The 21361-nt window shown below is 44.9% G+C and carries 16 protein-coding genes, 1 tRNA gene and 1 pseudogene; 10 read left to right on the forward strand and 8 right to left on the reverse strand.

Annotation, left to right across the window (positions count from 1 at the left end):
• The first annotated feature begins 2844 nt into the window (after window positions 1–2844).
• The 5 genes from mnmG (at window position 2845) to F0L74_RS03325 (ending at window position 8598) form a co-directional block, all read left to right on the forward strand.
• Window positions 2845–4713, forward strand: a complete 1869-nt coding sequence (gene mnmG, locus F0L74_RS03305) for a tRNA uridine-5-carboxymethylaminomethyl(34) synthesis enzyme MnmG (RefSeq protein ID WP_149836399.1) — start codon at window positions 2845–2847, stop codon at window positions 4711–4713.
• Between the two features lie 387 nt (window positions 4714–5100).
• Window positions 5101–5652, forward strand: a complete 552-nt coding sequence (locus F0L74_RS03310; RefSeq protein ID WP_213086878.1) for an RNA polymerase sigma factor — start codon at window positions 5101–5103, stop codon at window positions 5650–5652.
• 105 nt (window positions 5653–5757) lie between these two features.
• Window positions 5758–6999, forward strand: coding sequence for an outer membrane beta-barrel protein (locus tag F0L74_RS03315; protein ID WP_188315838.1), 1242 nt, complete (start codon window positions 5758–5760; stop codon window positions 6997–6999).
• 51 nt (window positions 7000–7050) lie between these two features.
• Window positions 7051–8196: a lactonase family protein gene (locus F0L74_RS03320; protein WP_149836401.1), complete on the forward strand. Its 1146-nt coding sequence runs from the start codon at window positions 7051–7053 to the stop codon at window positions 8194–8196.
• A gap of 45 nt (window positions 8197–8241) precedes the next feature.
• Entirely contained in the window at window positions 8242–8598 is a 357-nt protein-coding gene (locus F0L74_RS03325; RefSeq protein ID WP_213086879.1) for a hypothetical protein, read from the forward strand.
• On the opposite strand, the gene cls is transcribed toward F0L74_RS03325, so the two are convergent.
• Window positions 8593–10071: a cardiolipin synthase gene (gene cls, locus F0L74_RS03330; RefSeq protein WP_149836402.1), complete on the reverse strand. Its 1479-nt coding sequence runs from the start codon at window positions 10069–10071 to the stop codon at window positions 8593–8595. The two genes, F0L74_RS03325 and cls, sit on opposite strands and share 6 nt — an antisense overlap.
• Before the next feature lie 72 nt (window positions 10072–10143).
• Between cls and F0L74_RS34000 the strand changes: the two genes are divergently transcribed.
• The 3 genes and pseudogenes from F0L74_RS34000 (at window position 10144) to F0L74_RS33830 (ending at window position 11215) form a co-directional block, all read left to right on the forward strand.
• Window positions 10144–10398, forward strand: a complete 255-nt coding sequence (locus F0L74_RS34000; protein ID WP_188315839.1) for a DUF1016 N-terminal domain-containing protein — start codon at window positions 10144–10146, stop codon at window positions 10396–10398.
• Window positions 10379–10591 (forward strand): annotated as a pseudogene (locus tag F0L74_RS34080) (DUF1016 N-terminal domain-containing protein); the annotation flags it as partial. The gene F0L74_RS34000 and the pseudogene F0L74_RS34080, both read left to right, overlap by 20 nt.
• Window positions 10592–10657: 66 nt before the next feature.
• Window positions 10658–11215 (forward strand): PDDEXK nuclease domain-containing protein, encoded by a 558-nt coding sequence (locus F0L74_RS33830; protein WP_188315840.1) that lies wholly within the window; start codon window positions 10658–10660, stop codon window positions 11213–11215.
• Window positions 11216–11218: 3 nt separating this feature from the next.
• On the opposite strand, the gene F0L74_RS03345 is transcribed toward F0L74_RS33830, so the two are convergent.
• Window positions 11219–12067: a carotenoid biosynthesis protein gene (locus F0L74_RS03345; protein ID WP_188315841.1), complete on the reverse strand. Its 849-nt coding sequence runs from the start codon at window positions 12065–12067 to the stop codon at window positions 11219–11221.
• Window positions 12068–12221: 154 nt separating this feature from the next.
• The gene (locus F0L74_RS03350; RefSeq protein ID WP_149836405.1) at window positions 12222–13541 is read right to left on the reverse strand and encodes an MFS transporter; all 1320 of its coding nucleotides are present in this window, start codon (window positions 13539–13541) and stop codon (window positions 12222–12224) included.
• Window positions 13542–13651: 110 nt separating this feature from the next.
• On the opposite strand from F0L74_RS03350, the gene rpiA reads away from it, so the two are divergent.
• Window positions 13652–14335 carry a ribose-5-phosphate isomerase RpiA gene (gene rpiA, locus F0L74_RS03355; RefSeq protein ID WP_149836406.1) on the forward strand — a complete coding sequence of 228 codons (684 nt, stop codon included), beginning with the start codon at window positions 13652–13654 and terminating at the stop codon, window positions 14333–14335.
• 3 nt (window positions 14336–14338) lie between these two features.
• Here the strand turns inward: rpiA and F0L74_RS03360 are convergent, their stop codons facing one another.
• From F0L74_RS03360 to recQ, 5 genes are all read right to left on the reverse strand, one after another.
• Window positions 14339–15016: a VOC family protein gene (locus tag F0L74_RS03360; protein ID WP_149836407.1), complete on the reverse strand. Its 678-nt coding sequence runs from the start codon at window positions 15014–15016 to the stop codon at window positions 14339–14341.
• 120 nt (window positions 15017–15136) lie between these two features.
• Window positions 15137–16024, reverse strand: coding sequence for an amidohydrolase family protein (locus tag F0L74_RS03365; RefSeq protein WP_149836408.1), 888 nt, complete (start codon window positions 16022–16024; stop codon window positions 15137–15139).
• 159 nt (window positions 16025–16183) lie between these two features.
• Window positions 16184–17728 (reverse strand): hypothetical protein, encoded by a 1545-nt coding sequence (locus F0L74_RS03370; RefSeq protein ID WP_149836409.1) that lies wholly within the window; start codon window positions 17726–17728, stop codon window positions 16184–16186.
• Between the two features lie 122 nt (window positions 17729–17850).
• A tRNA-Phe gene (locus F0L74_RS03375) sits at window positions 17851–17923 on the reverse strand.
• Window positions 17924–18022: 99 nt separating this feature from the next.
• Window positions 18023–20221 carry a DNA helicase RecQ gene (gene recQ, locus F0L74_RS03380; RefSeq protein ID WP_149836410.1) on the reverse strand — a complete coding sequence of 733 codons (2199 nt, stop codon included), beginning with the start codon at window positions 20219–20221 and terminating at the stop codon, window positions 18023–18025.
• A gap of 153 nt (window positions 20222–20374) precedes the next feature.
• Between recQ and F0L74_RS03385 the strand changes: the two genes are divergently transcribed.
• Window positions 20375–21349 carry a KpsF/GutQ family sugar-phosphate isomerase gene (locus F0L74_RS03385; protein ID WP_149836411.1) on the forward strand — a complete coding sequence of 325 codons (975 nt, stop codon included), beginning with the start codon at window positions 20375–20377 and terminating at the stop codon, window positions 21347–21349.
• The last annotated feature ends 12 nt before the right edge of the window (window positions 21350–21361 follow it).

Consider the following 21361-nt stretch of genomic DNA (forward strand, 5'->3'; position numbering starts at 1 on the left):
TTAATGGTTGATAGAAGACATGGCGTGATGATTATACTTCGGATTATAAGGTTCCTGGATGATTTGGCGTGAATAATTATAATTATTTAAAGGATATTTTTTGGGAGGATAGATTGGACATTGGACGATTTTTCTCTAGTGCGGTCTTTATTTGGAGTAACTTTTTAAAGTCCTGGGGCCGTACTTGCGGTTTCAAAACACAATCATAAACTCACTTTGGTAAGCGGAAACAATTTGTTCGCTGTAAGAGATGATGGCACAACTTATTTCTGACGGGAGTGGTCTTTTGTAATTATTATGTTTGTTTGTCACTGTTCTTGTATCAATCTTTCACTTAGCTTAGGATTACGGAGACCCAAAGCTTGTGGTTAGCTCCACTTATTATGTAAAGGTGACCCAGTTTCACATGAATGTTCCACGTGGAACATTGGTATTTTGGACAGGAACACTATGTTTATAGCTGCACCTTTTTGACATATAGGTATGATTTCCACAGAACAGGAGATAATTTACCTGATAGGTCGCTGGCCGACACCACTCTTTTTCTACTACTTAGGGTATGCCGCTGGTTGTATTATTCTGATGTTGAGGATGTACACGACTGTACCTGCAAGCCGAATCTGGGTGAAAATCGGACTTTTCCAAAGTCGCGGATTAATTAGGTCCTGGCGAACCCTATATAGGCCGGGGCATCTGTCTGCATTTCCTTTTCAAAGATCATTTGCAGTATAGAGGTTAGTGTCGTAATGAAACTAAATTCCCTTGATAAGTAATGGGCCAGACAATGGGATCTTTCCAAGAGCGCTTACACCACTTGTCCGTGTTATGGATTAATTGATCTTAGTGATTGCATTTCTCAGGGCGAGGAATGCCTTATTTCGGGCCTCTAAGTAGGAGGATTTTTACCAAATCTAAGCATACGTACAGGATTATGAAAGGGAGTATCTGGGCAAAATATAATCCTGCCTCATGAGATGGATATAAAGTCAATACCTGTTTTCACCGCAGTGGGAGCTTATGGAGGAGTAGGGATGTGTTACGGAAGCGATTGGTTGGGTGAATCAATTCCGGGCAAGGACTAGGGGGTTCCAGGGATCTGTATCATTGTACCTCTATGTATATTTATTAGATCTGATCCTTGGTGCAGTGATACCGTAGTGTTCGTCCAGGGTCTTATAGCAGGGCCCATTTCCAACGGGTATACTGGTATATGTTCGGTTGCATTGGAGCTTTGTAGATAGAGCTTAACCCAAAGCAGTCCTCACCTTAGAAACAGGATCAGGGAGTAGAATAGTTCTGAGGGTATATTGGTCCCCAATGTTCATATTTTCGAGGGTTTGAGAAAGGGCGCCTCTATTAAACATTCATATTTTAGTTCCTTGCAGCTGTGAGAAGCTTCCGTCTGTCTTAGAGGATCATGTTCGATCTCAAGGTAATTTCTCTCAAATACTCATCTTCAGTCTTTGTGAGAAATGGGAGGCTTGCACTTATCCTGGAAGACCGTTTAATCCAGCAGCTGGCCTGTTCCCCGGTACTCACATTTTAGTCATCATGGGAGGTACGTAAGGAGCTCCCGTGTACTCAGCCATGGGCTTTAATCCGGTGAACGATCCTCTCAATGTTTATATTTTAATCCTCACAGGGGTAGGGGAATACCCGTATTTGTTTCAACCATATGCTTTAACCCGTAAATGCCACTCTCAATGTTCATGTTTTAGTTCTCGATAGGGGCAGTGGAATACTTGTATTTATTTGAGCCGTACGCTTTAATCCAGTGAATGCGCCCTCTCGAATGTTCATGTTTTAGTCTCATAGGAGGTATGGGAGGATGTGCATTTATTTGGAACGCACGCTTAACCCATCCAGTGAACTATTTCAATATTCATGCTTTCAAAGAGATATTGGAGACCTGTATTTACCTTCCAAAATGTACCTAATCTTTAATTTTAGTCTTCATGGATGCGTGATAAGACCTGTATTTGTTCCAAGCATACTTAATCTAACAGGTTGTCTCTTGAAATACTCATATTTTTAGTTCCTAATTGGGTTAGGTATGACGTGTATTTACGTCAGGGTATGTTAATTCAATGAGGTATCTACTCTCAAACACTCATATTTCAGCCAAGAGGTACCGGAACACAATGCATGCTTGACACTGGATGTGGAAGCTGCATATGTCCAGCAGGTCTTTAGAGCTTGCGGTAGCATAATTTTATATGCAGATTTTGCCAACAGGTCCTTAATAGAGTTCCGTTATATGATAAAACCCAGCCAACGGGGTGGGAGGTGCATCAACATCTCTGACCTAAGGTAAGTAGAAAACCTTGTGAGGTATAGGAAGTTTTAGGGAAAAGATGACTTTGCTTGCCTCCTTCCTAAGTGCATTGTATACAGAATATGTGAAAACTTGCTTGTTACTATCATTGACCAGCTGGGAGGAGAGAGAATTTTAATGCGAAGGACAGGGACCTATAGGCCCCGATTCCTCTATTTACTTACTAAGAAACTTAGTCCTTGGAGGGCATTTTTGCCGGTTTGTACCCGCCTGTTCAGTCATGGATACGAAGATGGCGGTGGTTTGGGAGGGTTGATGGGAGTATTACCATCGCCTTTTTTTAAGCGGACTGTTCATATCCTTGCTAAAAGAAGCTTTTATATCCTTTTGTGGTTGGGAAGAGGTAATGGTTAATCGCGGCAAACGAGAGATTACCCTAAGGGTGAGACTCCCATTTAACCCATTTATTCCATACCCTTATCACAATGTTCCACGTGGAACATTCAAATATTTACGACCCACTTACCCTGCTTTATATGTAATTTTGCATCTTCTTAGATATACAAAGTATGTTTCCTTCTTATGATGTTATAGTAGTTGGTGCGGGTCATGCGGGTTGCGAAGCCGCCGCCGCTGCCGCAAACATGGGATCCAAGGTATTACTGGTTACCATGAATATGCAGACAATTGCCCAAATGAGTTGTAACCCTGCCATGGGTGGTATTGCAAAAGGGCAAATTGTGCGGGAGATAGATGCATTAGGTGGATACTCCGGTATTGTTAGTGATCAATCCATGATCCAATTCCGGATGCTGAACCGTTCCAAAGGACCCGCAATGTGGAGCCCCCGTTCCCAAAATGACCGGATGTTGTTTGCCGCGAAATGGAGAGAGGCATTAGAGCAAACCTCCAATGTGGATTTTTACCAGGATATGGTGAAGGGGTTATTGGTAAAAGATGGCCAATGCTATGGAGTGGTAACTGGACTTGGACATGAAATAAAAGCCAAAGCAGTTGTACTTACCAATGGCACTTTCCTGAATGGAGTAATGCACATAGGTGATAAACAGTTTGGCGGTGGCCGGGTAGCAGAGCGGGCTGCTACAGGTATTACCGAACAGTTAGTTTCCCTTGGTTTTGAAAGTGACCGTTTAAAGACAGGTACCCCACCGCGGATTGACGGCCGGAGTTTAGACTATTCCAAAATGGAAGAGCAAAAAGGCGATGACGATGTTACTGGCTTTTCTTATCTGGATGTGGAAAAGATAAAACCTGCACAACAGAGAAGCTGCTGGATCACTTACACCAGCAGTGATGTTCACGAAACTTTAAAGACAGGGTTCGATCGTTCCCCAATGTTCCAAGGCAGAATTCAGGGAGTTGGACCCAGGTATTGCCCTAGCATCGAAGACAAGATCAATCGTTTTGCGGAAAGGGAAAGGCATCAGCTATTTGTAGAACCGGAAGGTTGGAGCACGGTGGAAATATATGTGAATGGTTTTTCCACATCCCTGCCGGAAGATGTTCAATACAAAGCATTGCAAAAAGTACCCGGTTTTGAAAATTGCCGGATGTTCCGTCCCGGGTATGCGATAGAGTACGATTATTTTCCACCTACCCAATTACAGTTTTCACTGGAAACAAAACAGGTGCAAGGTCTTTTCTTTGCCGGTCAGATCAATGGTACAACCGGTTACGAGGAAGCTGCTTGTCAGGGTTTGATCGCTGGTATGAACGCGCATCTGAAAGCAAGTGGTCAACCACCTTTTATTTTGAAGAGGAGTGAAGCATATATTGGTGTACTTATAGACGATCTCATTAACAAAGGAACGGAAGAACCATATCGCATGTTTACCTCCCGGGCAGAGTTCAGGACATTGCTCCGCCAGGATAATGCAGATCTGCGGTTGACAGAAAACAGTTATCGGTTGGGTCTGGCCTCTCAGGAGAGAATGGAAAAAGTACGGCAGAAAGAACAAGGTGTAGAAAAAGTAAAAACGATCCTGAAAGAGTTGCCGCTCGATCCGGAGGATATCAATCACTTTTTACAGGAGATGAATTCTGCAGTACTTACCCAACGTCAACGTGCCTGGCAAATATTACTTCGCCCGGGAATAGATATTCTATCCATGAAAAATACAGTAAGCAAAGTAGCGAATGCCTTATCAGATTTTTCAGCAGAGATATTAGAACAAGCAGAGATCCAGATCAAATACGAAGTATACATAGAAAAAGAAAATGAGCTGGTGAAAAAAATGAGTCAGCTGGAAGACCTGGTGATACCCGATACTTTTGACTATACCAAATTAGTATCGCTGAGTGCGGAGGCGCGGCAGAAGTTTAACAAAATTCGTCCGCGTACTTTAGGACAAGCTAGCCGTATTAGCGGAGTAAATCCAAGTGATGTTCAGATATTGATGGTGTACATGGGCAGATAAAAATATTTTTACTTGATACGCAAAAAAGGAGATGTTCAACTAACATCTCCTTTTTTATTATCAAAAAAGACATAATTTCATTAATTAATTGAATTTCAATTTATTAAATAGAAAAATATTGACCTCATTATCTCCTCATATTTGAACGATCGTCCATTGACCAAGGTAATGTTATCAAAAACGAAGTGATTATAATTACGGGGCTTTAAAATGCGTTTTCCGGGATTGTCACCTTTTTTCCACAAAAACTGAGGAGCAAAGCAACGCTTTATAATTAAATATCGTAAATACTATACCTGATTCTCTAAAACGAATATCTTTACATTCCGTGAACAATGGGTTGTGTACTTTGGGAGGATGTAGAAAAAATCAGGTAACAGATATTTCGTGCACGAACTGAACGATATCATCGAAGGCTGCCGGAAATGGAACCGGACCAGCCAGGAATTATTGTACCGGCAATTCTATGGATATGCCATGAGTATTGCTTTGCGTTATGCACAGAATAAAGAAGAAGCTATAGAAATTTTAAATGACGGGTTTCTGAAAATATTTCAACACATCTCTGACTTTGATACGAATCGTCCCTTCAAGAGCTGGCTGGCCAGGATCATGGTAAATACAGCCATCGACCATCTACGCAGCAAAAAAAGAATTTCTTTTACTGAAGATATAACACAAGTGTACGACCTGGGTATGGATGATACCGCCATGGACAAACTCTCGTATGATGAGTTGTTAGTGTTGGTTCAATCTTTACCACCGGCGTACCGTACCGTTTTTAACCTATATGTGATGGAGGGTTTCCAGCACCAGGAGATAGCAGAACAATTGGGGATTTCTGAGGGGACTTCTAAATCTAATCTCTTCAAGGCAAAAAAAATATTGAAGGAGAAAATAGAAAAGGCTATCACCTATAATAGTACGATAAAAACATAAAGACCTTCAGAGGTCACAAGAGAAATGAGTGACGCGTTTGATAAAAAGTTTCGTGAGAAATTGAGCGAGGAAGATTTTCCATTTGATCCGGATGCCTGGAAAAAAATGGAAAAGAAACTTGACGCGCTTAATGAACCTACCGGCAGAAGAAAGCCCTTCTGGTGGTGGATGGCGCCGCTATTATTATTACTGCTGGGTACAGGCGCCTTTATCTGGTGGCGCAATACTACGTCACCCGCAAACATTCCTGAGGAAGATGGTAAAACATCTGCCCAGATTACGCTGCCATCTGCAACTGATACCGTGGCTGCTACTTCCGGGGGAAAAGCAACTGCCGCTCCGGAGAAGGAAACTACTACCCCTGCTTTGTCTGACGATAACACCAGGCCAGCTAACCAGCAGGAGATAAAACCTTCAGACAACAAAAATACAGCAGCAGGGAAAATATCCGTACCCCCAATATTGGTTACAACAAATAACAATAATAATAACGCCGCTAAGGGCAAAACTGTTGTGCCTCCCGCAGTAGTAAAAAATGATAATCCGCCAGCTGCTGCTTCACCCGTACTGGCTTATCAGGAAAAACGAAATGCTGCTGCAAACGCTGTGGATAATAATACTGCAGATAATAATATATTGGACCTACTGGCCAACATACGGCCCAAGGAAAAGCAGGTATCCACAAAACTGAATGGCGCCAGTCACATTCCGGTAAAGGAATCAGTAGAAAAATCAGTAACAAAACAAACTGTTCCCCAACGTAAAGGATTTTCTATAGGAGTGATGGTTGGCCCGGTGCTAAACATAGCGCCTTCTATGCAATATGGTCGTATAGGCGTAGACGCGGGACTGTTGTTAAGCTATCATCTTAATAACCGGTGGTCTTTTACAACCGGTGCGGTATATAGTATAAAACCTTATGGCGGCACCCGCTCTGACTATGGGGTAACAAAAAAATGGAGCCCGCCTATGAGCTATGTGAAAAACATAGACGCCAACTGTGATGTACTCGATATACCCCTCAATATTAATTATGCTGTTGTGAACAGCCCTAAGTATACATTGGGTATAACGGCCGGCTTATCCAGCTACCTGATGCTGAAAGAAAAGTATGAGTATAAATATGACTACTGGGAAAGTGACCGATATATTAATAATGAGAATCGTCACTATTTCTCTATACTTAACCTGGCCTTTACTTATCAGTTCCCGCTAAATAGTCATATGTCGCTGGGATTACAGCCTTATGCCAAAATACCTTTAAAAGCGGTGGGCTTTGGAGAAGTAAGATTATACTCCACTGGTGTTGCAGTTCAATTAAATTTTAATCAGACCAAACGTAAATAACCGTAGGAAGACTGTTGTTTTTTTCCTAATTTGTTATAAACGTTATGATCTATGCGTAAACTATACCTCATTGCCGGCGCCTTGCTCCTGCCATGGCTGCTTAGTGCGCAAACCTTGCCAGAAAAAAAGTCTGATCAGTATCTGTTAATTGGTACCTATACAAAACAAACCAGCGAGGGCATTTATGTGTATGCCTTTAATGCTGAAACTGGCGAGGTAAAACACATAAGTACTGCTACGGGTGTGGATAACCCATCTTACCTGGCAATAGCGCCCGATAAAAAACATGTGTATTCCGTGAATGAAGTAGGCGCAGAGAGAACTGGCAGCGTGAGCGCTTTTACTTTTGACGCAAGTACCGGGCAACTGCAATTTCTGAATAAACAACCCTCTGGCGGGGATGGCCCTTGTTATATTAATACCGATGAAAATGGCAGCCATGTGCTGGTAGGCAATTACGCCGGCGGCAGTCTCTCCGTATTACCGGTGCAGCCAGATGGGAAAGTAGGCGCGCCACTCCAAACCATACAACATACCGGTTCCAGCGTAAACAAAAAGAGACAAGAACAGCCACATGTGCATTGTGTGGAATTTTCGCCGGATCATCAGTTCCTGTATGTGCCTGACCTTGGCATTGATAAGGTGGGTATCTATAAATATGATCCTAATTCAGCACTGCTGCTGCAGGAGGCCAATCCTTCCTATGCGCCGCTGCCACCCGGATCGGGGCCACGTCATATCATTTTTCACCCCAAAGGCAAATGGGCTTATCTAATACATGAGCTGGATGGAAAAGTGACGATGTTTAAATATGATACCGGCAGGCTTACGCCCATCCAAAATATATCTACTGTGCCGGAGGCCTTCAAAGGCGTGATATCCGGAGCAGATATCCACATTTCTCCGGATGGGAAATTCCTGTATGTTTCTAACCGGGGCACATTAAACAACATTGTATATTATGCCATTGATCAACGTAGCGGAAAATTGCAGCGCAAAGGGCAGCAGGCGGCCGGCGGTAAAACGCCCCGTAATTTTATGATTGACCCTTCGGGCCACTTTTTGCTGGTGGCTAACCAGGACAGTGATAATATTGTAGTGTTCAAACGTAATATTACTACGGGCGCTCTCAAACCAACAGGAACAACTATTGAAGTATCTATGCCGGTATGCCTAAAAATGATACCGGCGGAATAGCCCCCGATTTGGCATAACATTTTCGGTAACTTTTAAAAAATGGGTATGAAAGACAAGCATCCAAAACCGGAAAAGAAAGATCTGCCAAAACCACCGAGTATGGAAGAGCAGGAAGAAAAAAGGGAGAAGACTTTCCCTGGTTATCCTACTTATCCCGCGAGCGAAGATATTATGAACCGCGGCGAGCAGGAAGACCTGGACGTGGAAAACTTCACCCGTTCCGCCCGGTTAAATAACGAGTTGAAGGAAAGCAAAAATGTACCGGACGGAGAAGAGAACCTGGATGTACCAGGAGCAGAGCTGGATAACGAAAACGAGGAGATTGGGGAAGAAGATGAAGAGAATAATTTCTACAGTCTGGGAGGAGACCGGCACGAAGATCTTGAGGAAGATCCATCATAATAAAGGAGTGAGCAATCTGCACACCGCGTCTATAAATTTCTCTCCCAGCGAGCGGTTCCTCCAGGAGCGGCGGGTGATCAGTGTGGCGTCTTCCAGGTCGTTTTCAAAAGCCTTATCGAGATCGCGTACTACAGAACGGTCGTACAAAATAACAGCAATTTCAAAGTTCAGGTAAAAGCTGCGGTTGTCCAGGTTTACAGTGCCTACAATAGCCAGGTTATCGTCGATGATCATTGTTTTGGCGTGGATAAATCCTTTTTCATAGAAGTATACTTTTACACCGGCATCCAGCATGGGCTTGATGAATGATTGTGCTGCGTGCTGTACAAAGAAGGAGTCGCCCCGTTTGGGGATCAGCAGTTCTACATCTTTACCAGCTTGTGCAGCCATTTGCAAAGCTGTTAGCAATTGTTCATTGGGGATAAAGTAGGGATTGCTGATACGGATGCGTCGGCGGGCCACATTGATGGCCATCAATATAGTTTGCATAGCCATGGGCCACGGAGAGTCGGGACCGCTGGAAACAATATCCACAAAACACTCATCTTCAAAACTAGCCCTTTGAAAATATGGGTAGGCGAAAGGAAATGTTTTCTTGCTGCAGTAACGGTAGCTCATCATAAACTGTAGCTGCAACTGGTTTATTACATCGCCTTCCAGCTGCAGATGCGTATCCCGCCAGAATACTTCATTACGGCCATTGTTGATATAGCGCTCATCCATATTAATGCCACCGGTAAAACCAACCTGACCATCTATTACAATGATCTTGCGGTGATTGCGGTAGTTCGCATTCAGATAAAAATCCAGCAACACGGGAGCAAAGGCATATACTTCTGCGCCATACTGTTCAAGCGGTTTAGCGATCTTGCTCATATGATCGCAACCCATGTCATCATAGATAAAGCGTACTTCCACACCGGCCTGTAGTCTTTCAATTAATACCTCCAGCACAGCAAGGCCTACACTATCTACCGCGAAAATGTAATACTCAATATGGATATGATGCTGTGCTTTACGCAATGCATCTAAGACAGCGGGGAATTTTTGTTCGCCGTTTAATAATACCTTCACCCGGTTATGCTTGGTGAGTAGTGAATTCCGGGTATTCAGCAACATGGAAGATATTTCCTGTTTACTGGCTACCAGGTGGCGCAACTCTACCTGCATACGTTCTATCTGCGGACGTTTGTTTTCCCAGTAGCGTAGCATCAATGTTTCATCGCGGGAACCCTTGAGGGTAAAACGTTTTCTTTTACGCAGGTCACGACCCAGGTAATAATAGACGATCAATCCCAACAATGGTAAAAACACCAGCAATAGTATATATGCCATTGCTTTGATGGGATTGCGGTTCTCCAACAGGATGGTACCTACTACACCTGCAAATGTGAGCAATACCAAAAAATAGCTGATCAATTTTATGACCAGGTGCCAGTTGGTTTCAGATAACAAATGAAGGATGGTGAACACAGATTGATAGCTATTATATTATGTTGATAAAGATAGAAGTTTGTATCAATTGCGCACACACTGTGCGCACAATTGATACAAACTTTCTCATGCAAAAGTTTCGCCAGTAAAAAGAAATCCCCGTTATTTGCTAATAAAATTAGTAACCGGTTTGTAGATAAAACCCTTCTTACAGAGATCAAATCTATTATCACCCAGGCAAGAGAAAACGCCATCCGCGCTGTAGATCATGAAAGAGTATTAATGTACTGGCATATTGGTAAGCGGATATTTGAAGAAGAACAACAAGGGCAAGACAGGGCCGGTTATGGGGGAGTACTTAATTAAGTATTTAGCGGAGCAGTTACAACCTGAGTTTGGAAGTGGGTTTTCAAAACGTTATTTAGAGCTATTCCGTCAATTTTTTCGGACATTTCCAATTGCGAACTCACTGAGTTCGCAATTGACCAGGACTCACTATAAATTATTAGTACGGACTGAAAATCAACAAAAAAGGGACTTTTACATAACGGGAACCGCCAAAAACCACTGGACCGTCCGCCAATTGGAACGCCAGATCAACAGCCAGTTGTACGAACGTCTTTTGATGAGTAGCGATAAAGAAAGCGTACTTGCTGTAGCCAATGGAGAACAACCGGTTCATGATGCAAAAACAATTATTAAAGATCCACTGGTGCTGGAATTCTTAGGATTAAAAAGAGAATCATCTTATTACGAGAAAGACCTGGGGGGCGCCATCATCAATAACCTGCAGGAGTTTTTATTGGAGTTAGGCAATGGCTTTGCATTCATTGCCAGACAAAAAAGGATTCACCTGGAAGGCGACGATTTCTTTGTAGACCTGGTTTGTTATAACCGCCTGTTGCAATGTTTTGTATTGTTTGAAATAAAAACCGGTAAGCTCACTCACCAGGACTTAGGACAATTGCAGATGTACGTAAATTACTTTGACAGGATAGAAAAGCAGCCTTTTGAGAACCGTACCATTGGTGTGTTGTTATGCGCAGAAAAGAATAACGCCGTAGTGAAATTCACTTTACCAGAGGATAACAAGAATATAGTAGCGAGTAAATACCAACTATACATGCCTACAGAACAACAGCTGATAGCCGCTATGGAAAAAGAAATAGAAAGATTCCAGTAGCCGTTACTGCTGCACCTTAACAAGCGCCGGCGTATACCTGGGTTTTATAAATAGCGCCCAGTGAATAAATACGCTCACCAAAATATTTATCACTGCCCACACGGTCATCCAGGTATTTTCTTTATAAAAACCAGCAATAAAGAACCAGCTGAAGAAATACAAATGAAACCATACAGGCACCAGCCAGGTTATGACCGGCAGGGAGGTAGTTGCAGCAGGATCGCCCTTACGTTTGGCATATCCCATAACCGCCATTACTGTAAATAATACTAACAGCGCTATCAAACGATGCGCGCTGGTAATGCCAAACATCCTTAAAAAGTCAGTGATCGTGAAAAGCGCTAACCATAGCGCCGCTTGTGAAATTATGATGGATAATACCGGGGTAAAGATAGGCCAGACCTTTGCGAGCGCGGGGTTGCCAATACGTACCCGTTCCAGTAAACGTGCAAATGAAGAATAAAAGAACACCACACAAAGCCATCCGTAAAAGTTACCATATGGAACGCCAAACCACTGGCTGGTAAGCACATTATAAGCAGCTCCCCGTGATTCCCAATCCCAGTGCCACATGTGCAGGCGATAGGCCACCACATCCATGCTAAGATCAATACTGATAGCCAGCAGCGCGTCTAATGCCGCGGCCTTCCACAAGGAGATACCCAATGCATCTGTGATCAGCCGGGCGGTATACATAATAATGGCCCAGCCGGTGCCAATACATAAAGGTATATTATGCGGCGCTTTACCAAACATTACCCAGAACTGCCCATATTTGTAACCCGCGTTGGTAGCCACATTCACATATTCCAGTAATAGCCCGAAACCAAGACCGCCCAGTAGATACATCATTGGGCCCATACCTTTTTTGTAAGCATGCACGCAACAAAGTATAAACAGCACATACATGCAACATTCAGTAAGCGGGTAACAAATGCCGGGAGGATAGTCATACGGCATAGTAGGAAAAGGCTTCATCTGGTAAATTTTAAGCAGCAGAATGAAGTTAAAGATTTTTAGGCATTGCTTCCTTTTCTTTATCGATATAGGAGGTATGTTTGGTGTCCCGTACCACTACATACACGATCAGCGATATAAAAATGCAACCGGTGATATACCAATAGTACCAGGGCTCGTGACCAATGTTTTTAAAATACAAGGCAATGTATTCTGCGGTTCCGCCAAATATGGCCACGGTAAGCGCATATGGCAGGCCCACACCCAGCGCCCGTATTTCAGCCGGGAATAACTCTGCTTTTACCACTGCATTGATGGCAGTATACCCGCTCACAATGATCAGCGCAGCCAGTATCAGAAAGAAGGCGGATATAGCAGATGTAGTATGGCTAAGCGTGGTAAGCACCGGCACGGTGAACAGGGTGCCAAATACACCAAACCCAATGAGCAACGGCTTGCGGCCATATTTATCAGAGATCCACCCAAATAATGGTTGCAGGCAGGCGTAAATAAGCATGAGTATAAAAACGATCAGTGTGGATTGTTCTTTGGTAAGATGGACAGTATTTACCAGGAACTTCTGCATATAGGTGGTGTAGGTGTAGAATGCCAGCGTACCGCCTAAGGTAAGGCCTATGACAGTGAGCACCGCACGCGGATGTTGCCTGATCAATACGCCCAGGCTGCCCCGTTCTGTTTTTTTATCATCCAGTTTTACGGATTCCTCCATATTACGGCGCATATATAATACTATCAGGGCCAGTAATGCGCCTATTACGAAAGGAATGCGCCAGCCCCAGTTTGCCAGCTGAGCAGGGGAGAGGAATACTTTCTGCAATAGTAGCTGGATGCCCAGCGCCACCAGCTGCCCGCCAATGAGGGTCACGTATTGAAAGCTGGAGAAAAAGCCACGCTTTTCCGGCGTAGCAATTTCACTGAGATAAGTAGCAGAGGTACCGTATTCACCACCTACACTTAAACCCTGTAACAGACGGGCCAATAATAGTAAAACGGGAGACAGCAGCCCTATACTTTTGTACGCAGGCGTAAGGGCAATCATCAGAGAGCCTAGTGACATGAGCAGCACAGACGTGGTCATAGCGGTTTTGCGCCCCTTCTGATCTGCAATGCGGCCAAATAACCAGCCGCCAATAGGCCGCATCAGAAAACCAACGGCAAAGATAGCGGCGGTATTAAGCAGTTGCACGGTATTGTTACCTTCCGGGAAAAAGGCCGGAGCAAAGTACAGGGCAAAAGCGGCATAAGCGTACCAGTCATACCACTCTACCAGGTTGCCGGCAGAACCGGTGATAATGGCTTTCAGGCGCCAGCCTGTATTATGGGATGTGTGCTGCGATGTTGTTGTCATGGAATTTATTTAACATAGGAAGTGTGGTCAAAAATAACGGCTTTTTGCATAAATTAGAATGATGTGAAGTGTTCTTGTATCTTCGTAACAGATCATTTAATATTTGGTGTATGCAGGATCAGATAACAATTGCTAAAAAGGCTGCCGGCGAAAAGGCGGCAGAGTTTATCCGTCCCGGTATGGTGGTAGGCCTTGGAACCGGCTCCACTGCTTATTGGGCTATACAAAAGATAGGCGCCATGGTGCAGCAGGGGTTGGATATAAAGGGGATTGCCACTTCCGAAGCGTCCGCCCAGCTGGCAAAAGAGCTGGGTATCCCGCTTACCTCTTTTGCAGAGACCCAACGGCTGGATATGGATATTGACGGTGCAGACGAAGTAAGCGAGCGCCTGGATGTTATTAAGGGTGGAGGAGGCGCATTACTGCGCGAGAAGATAGTGGCGTTCCATAGCAAACAACTGATCATTATTGCAGACGAACATAAGTATGTACCTACCCTGGGCAACTTTCCGCTGGCCGTAGAGGTCATACCCTTTGGTTGGGAAGTTACCAACAGCAAGCTGCAGACCTTGGGTTGCGTGCCTACGCTACGGAAAAAGCAGCAGGAAATATTTATAACGGATAACGGGAATTATATTATCGATTGCGCTTTTGGTAAGATCGAAAATCCGCAGCAAGTACATAATGCGCTGCATAATATTCCTGGTATCGTGGAAACCGGACTATTTGTACAAATGGCGCATACCGTGGTGTTAGGGTATGAAGATGGCAGTACTAAGGTGCTGCAGCGCTGATTATTACCGGATAAAATCAAACGTATAGCGGCCGTTGTCATAATGCAACGGCCGTCCCTCTTGTTCCATAATAACCTTTATAGGCAGTACACTATTAGCATGTTCTGTAGGGTACCAGTGCCGTCCTTTTGTTACCACAATCAGTAAGCCCTCTTCATCGCCTACCGCCTTAAATTGTTCCCCATAGTCTTTCCAGACAGGAATACTACTATGGGATTGCAGCTCCCGGATAAAAGCCGTTGTATCATCTACCGGAATGCCGATCTCGCTCACGCTTAACACATGTCTTGAGTTGAAGTGGCCATCAGTTGTGTGGTGATCGAGGTTGTAACGGGCTATGAACTCCAGTATGTTTTGCTCTGCATCATAGAAATACACTGATTTTGCATTCCAGTTGGGGAAATCCACGACCGGCAGTCCATCCTTCAGGATAATAGGAATATGCTGTGCTGTGAGGAAGGGAACTATGGCTGGCAATACGGCGGGTTTAATATTGAAGGCAATATGATAGGGGGTATCTTTTATCTCGCCCGTTTGGGCGAATGAAAGCAGGGTATGGCCTGCTTGTATGGAGAAACTGGTTTCGTCTTGATTGATCAGGGGCAGTCCCAGTTGTGCGGTATAAAAGGCCTTTTGGCGGGCGGCGTTATTACAAAGGAGATGTACTTCTTTAGCGCGCATAAAACGTGGATTTGTACAAAAATACGTCAAAGAAGGTACCGGAAAGCCAATGCGGGCTTACGCATGAAAAAGGGGTACCCGACCACGGTACCCCTTCTCTGTGTAGAATACTGATTTTTATTATTGCAATCCTAATAAGCGGGTTGCATTTGTATAGAACAGCTTTTGCTCTTCTTCTTTGGTCAGGCCCATAGCATGTACACTTTTAATGGCTTCCGTAGGATCGAAGAGCGGAAAATCAGAGCCGAACATAAATTGGTCTATACCAATAGTACGTATGGTCCATACCAGCTGATCCCGGAAAGGGGAGTTACCGAGGATGGGTGCAATGGCGGAGACATCAAACCAGATATTGCTTTTGTACCAGGGGTATTTCTTTAGTGCTTCTATGGTCAGCAACTGCGGAAAGTTTACCATCCCCATATGTGCGAAAATGAACCGCGCATCCTGGTTCATGGCTGCCAGCATGATCAGCTTACCGATCTCATCTCCATCGAGTGGGCTGTAACTATCAAACAGCAAGACCATATGTAACTCACCTGCCTTTTTCACCAGGGCGGCAACTTCCGGCACAGCCACATCAAAATGCTGGCTGTTAGGGTGTAGTTTTATTATCTGCACACCCTGTTTATGCACCCGCTCCATTTCAATAAATGCGGAGTCGCCATCCATGGGGTGCACGGAGCAAATAGGTATAAGGGAAGGATACCGGTGGCTGAGGGCAATGATACTATCATTCCTAAAACGGGTGTCTTGCATATCCCCTTGTCTTGCCATGGTGATGATAACAGATTTAACAATGGAGGACCTGGGCATAAAGGCCAGGATATCCTGGATTGTATTGGTACGTTGAGCACTGAACGCATGGTTTTCACTTTCCTTTACTGACACATGCACATGCATGTCTATAACCTTGCCATTATAATGTTGTGTATTGGATTGACTGTTGCCGGTAAGCGCAGTGAATAACAACGGCAGACATAAAACGTGGGATAGGTGTATTCTCATTTAACAGGAATTTAGGGGCGAAAAGATAATGCTTAATAAGAGCATGGGAAAGCCGGCGCGCCGGTATTTTTTGCTTGATAACAATGCTGCTATGGTACTAAAGCAAATAGGCGAGCCAAACTGGCCCGCCTATTTGCGATCGGGAACTATGTATTTTGTTTAGTAAGTGCAGGCGGCCCTGGTAAACCTAATTTCAGGGGCGTAGTCGAACCGTATGCCAAACAGCATATAATAGCGGAAAGAGTTGGCTCCGGACGGATTGTCATTTGCCATGAGTATCATATCCTTTTTACCATCCCGGTCCAGATCACCTATTGCCACACCGGCGCCCTGTGCTTGTTCGCCAACGGGATCTATTTGGAAAATGGGGTATTTAAAGTTAACCTTAACGGGTTCGCCTTGCAGAGTCATGTCTGTAATAATGGTGGTAAAATACCTTTTGCCATCGCGCAGCTCATAGTAAAAAGCAGCCATGGTAGGCGTGCCATTATTGTGCAGGTCGGCAATATCTATGCCGGCGCCCATTACCTGGTTAATATTGGGTAAGTCGATAATTTGCATAGGGCCCCAATTGGTTGGTCTGCCGTCAACACCCAGGTTGAAGCCTACTTTATAGCGGATCTCATAACCGGTAGTTGCATTTATGCCGTCCAATCCCATGAAAACAATGTCCAGAATACCATTTTTGTCAATGTCTGCCAGGGCAACACCGCCGTCCATGCCATCATTGCCTATTCCATCTACATCATTGTAGGTTTGCCAACTATCAGGTTCGCCATTGGCATTCATGCCAAAACCGATCTGGTAGCGGAATTTATTCAGTCCGGGTTGGGCATCAACAGCCATTAGCACCATATCTACCTTGCCATCCCTGTTAATATCGCCAAAAGCAGCACCAGCGCCCTCGGCATCGTTACAGTTGCAGGCACGGCCTCTCTCGGGCAGGGTAGCAGCAGGCACACCATTGGCATTTACATCCATCAGGAATTTATAGCGGAATGTATTGCCACCAGAAGGGTCATCGTTAGCCATCAGGAAGATATCGGGAATGCCGTTCCCGTTGATATCCGTGATCTTTACATCCGCCCCATCTGCGTTATCGCCCAGGCCCTGAGTTGTTATGAAGTTATACCCAAACCAGTATGCCTGGGAATATAAGGTAACAGGCCCGCTTCCATATACCGTTTTTACGGCCACATCGTAAGTATGTCCGCAGGGCATAGCCATGTTGAAATCAATTACGATCGTTACGGCCGGATCCGGCTGATGAATGAGGCCAGAGATATGTAAGTCCTGCAATACATTCAGATTTCCATCAGTTATCTTGTAGATCGCATAACTCACATCGGCGCCGGTATAGAGCAAAACACGACAGGCATAAGTACCATCACTATTTTTTGATAGCACATCAAAGCCGATGTTGGCGCCAGGCGGAACATCCAGCATTCTGGCGGTCTGCTGCACTGTTTTGTCAACGGTAGCTACGGTTTGTGGCTGTGGCGGATGGGCTGGTACCAACGTGGTGTCATCTACCAAAGCAGACACACCTTTCTCATCCACCACATAGTGGAGAGCCCGCACTTTTTCTTCGCTTGTTTCTGTGTTTGTTGTTGCTGTTGTTGATTCTTTTGCTCCTTCCTTTGAGCACGAGGTCATGAGGAACATGGCTATGGCCAAGGCTCCCAATAGGGCTTTTGTTCGCATAGGTGATACAATTTAAATGGTTAAATGAAATTACCGGTGACAGCGGGTTTTAGGTTTTCACAGGTATTACAAACTATAAATAAAAAAGGCTTTTGAAACATTCAAAAGCCTTTTGGGTTTCGTGGTGTGGGGCGGGATCGAACCGCCGACACAAGGATTTTCAGTCCTTTGCTCTACCGACTGAGCTACCGCACCATCCGTAGTCCTTCTCTCGAAGGGAGTGCAAAGATAATATTTTTCAATTCTAATTTCCAAATATTATTGGGGCAAATTATTACCGTCGCCGCAATTTCCTTAGTTGCCGTACTCTACCAGGAACTTGATCCGCATCAACTTCAGTTGCTCAATGGTGTAATCGCTTTCAATCAACTCTTCACGGGCCAGGGCCAGGCTAGAGGTTTCGCAACCCTTAAAATATTCGATGATCTCGTCCTGCGCGTAATCATCCAGCTCTTCGTCAATGCAATAATCCAGGTTCAGCTTAGTACCGCTGGCCACGATGGTCTCCATCTCATCCAGCAGCTGTGCAATACTCAGTTCTTTGTTCCTGGCGATGGTTTCCAGCGGCATCTTTTTATCGATATTCTGGATTATGAATACCTTCAGACCGCTTTTGTTCACCACGCTTTTCATCACAAAATCATCCGGCTTAACAATATCATGTTCCTGCGCATATTTATTGATCAGGTCTACGAACTGTTTGCCATAGCGGATGGCTTTACCTTTACTTACGCCCTGTATTTTTTCCAGTTCCTGCACAGTGGTAGGGTAGTGGGTAGCCATATCCTCCAGGGAGGTTTCCAGGAATATAACAAAAGGAGGGAGGTTCTTTTCTTTGGATACCTTTTTGCGCAGGTCCTTCAGCATTTCAAACAGCAGGGGATCTGCAGAGGCCTGGGCTTCTGCGGCCACCTCGTCATCATCACCACCATCTTCATCAAACTGGTGGTTAAGGGAAACCATGATGGAATAAGGCTTTTTCAGGAATTTGCTGCCTTTCTCTGTTACCTTCAGCAGGCCATATTCCTCTATATCTTTTCCGATCAAGCCTTCCAGCATCATCTGGCGGATGAGGGAGTTCCAGAAGTGTGCGTCGAATTCTTTGCCTTCTCCAAATATATCCAGTTGATCATGGCGGTAAGTGGTGATCTGCGGGTTGGTTTTGCCGGTGATGATGTTCACGACATACTCTGCCCCAAAGCGTTCTTCGAGGGCTTTGATGGCTTTTAGCACAATCACTACACGGTTCTTAACCTCGATCTTTTCCTTGGGATTGCGGCAGTTATCGCAGTTGCCACAGTTCTCCTTTTCAAGCGGTTCCCCAAAATAATGGAGTATCACCTTACGGCGGCATACGGAACTTTCTGCATAGGCCACCGTTTCATTGATCAGTTGGGCGCCCATTTCACGTTCGCTGAGTGGCTTATCGCGCATGAGATGCTCCAGTTTCTGCACATCCTTGTGGCTGTAAAAGCAGAGGCAGATACCTTCCAGTCCGTCGCGGCCGGCACGGCCGGTCTCCTGGTAGTAGTTCTCGAGGCTTTTGGGAATATTATAATGGATCACAAAACGCACATCCGGTTTGTCAATCCCCATCCCAAAGGCAATGGTGGCCACGATCACCTCTACTTCTTCCAGCAGGAACATATCCTGGCGCTGGGCGCGGGTATTGGCATCCAGGCCGGCATGGTAGGCTACTGCCTTGATGTTATTGGCCATCAGCATATCGGCCAGCTCTTCGGTGGTCTTCCGGTTCAGGGTATAGATAATACCGCTTTTGCCTTTATGCAGGTGGATGAACTTTACTATCTCGCGGATGGTTTGCTCCTTTTTGCGTTTGGGCCTTATTTCATAATAAAGGTTAGGCCGGTTAAAGGAGGATATATAGATCTCTGGTTCGCGTAACACCAGGTTCTTTACAATATCGCTCTGTACCTTGGGGGTGGCGGTGGCGGTGAGCGCAATAATAGGCAGATCCGGGTTGATCATGTCTATCATTTCTTTCAGGCGCCGGTATTCCGGGCGAAAATCATGTCCCCATTCAGAGATACAATGCGCTTCGTCCACGGCAATAAATGAGATCTCAAGATCCCGGAAAAAATCCAGGTTCTCTTGTTTGGTCAACGTTTCCGGTGCTACATACAGCAGTTTTGTTTTGCCGCCCAGCAAGTCGGTACGTACTTTCTTTATTTGTGCTTTTGATAAGGTGGAATTCAAAAAGTGAGCAACATTGTCTTTACTGCTATAAGAGCGCACCAGGTCTACCTGGTTTTTCATCAGCGCTATAAGAGGAGAAACAATGAGCGCGCATCCAGGACTGATCAGGGCAGGCAATTGGTAACATAATGATTTACCGCCCCCGGTTGGCATTATTACAAAAGTATCTTTCCCCGAGAGTATGCTATTTATGATGATCTCCTGGTTCCCTTTGAAGGAATCGAACCCAAAGTGTTCGTGTAATGCATCTAACAAACTTACCTTTACAACAGCCATTGCATTCAAGATTTAACTATATATACGAAACTCTAAAGAACTTAACAGATTACAGTAATTGATTATATGATTTTTAGGGGACACGAAGTTACTTAAAAAACACTTGAATTACAACAGAATTTATATAAACTAAGGTAAATTTGTGGCGTCAGCATGAAAAAGACTACCGCTATTAACATCCGTGAAACCGCCGTACGGACCCTTCAAGTAGAAGCCGCCGCAATTAGTCATTTACAGCAATTTGTGGATGAAGACTTCGAAAAGGCTGTGGAAATTATTGCACATTGTGCGGGCCGGCTGGTGGTGACCGGGATAGGAAAAAGTGCGATCATTGGACAAAAGCTGGTGGCCACCCTCAACTCCACCGGCACGCCCGCATTGTTTATGCACGCCGCAGACGCGATCCATGGCGATTTGGGTATGATACAGCAGGATGATGTGGTGATGTGTATCTCGAAAAGCGGAACCTCCCCTGAGATAAAGGTATTAGTACCGCTGGTACGGAGCTTTGGTAACACATTGATAGCCATGGTAGGTAACACTGGCTCATACCTGGCCCAGGAAGCCAACCTGGTGCTGAATACCACCGTTAGCAAAGAAGCCTGCCCTAATAATTTAGCGCCTACCACCAGTACGGCTGCCCAAATGGCAATGGGCGACGCCCTGGCCGTGTGCCTGATAGAATGGCACGGTTTTACTGCAGCAGACTTTGCTAAATTCCACCCGGGAGGCACTTTAGGCAAAAAACTGTACCTGAAGGTAGGCGATCTTAGCCGTCACCACCAGACGCCCCGGGTACACCTGAACAGCCCATTACGCGAAGTGATCCTGGAGATATCATCCAAGATGCTGGGAGTAACCGCGGTAATGGATGATGAAGGACAATTACAGGGTATTATCACAGACGGAGACCTCCGCCGTATGTTGGAAAGGAATATAGCTACCGACACCGTAATTGCAAAGGACATCATGTCAGCCCATCCCAAGATGATAGAACAGGATGAGCTGGCGATCAATGCCCTGGAAAAAATGCGGCAACACGATATAACGCAACTACTTGTTATGGAGGATAAGCGCTATATTGGCATCATTCATTTACATGACCTTATAAGGGAAGGGATTATTTGACAAGCGATGACA

Source organism: Chitinophaga agrisoli, from assembly GCF_008386695.1.
Taxonomy (GTDB): Bacteria; Bacteroidota; Bacteroidia; order Chitinophagales; family Chitinophagaceae; genus Chitinophaga; species Chitinophaga agrisoli.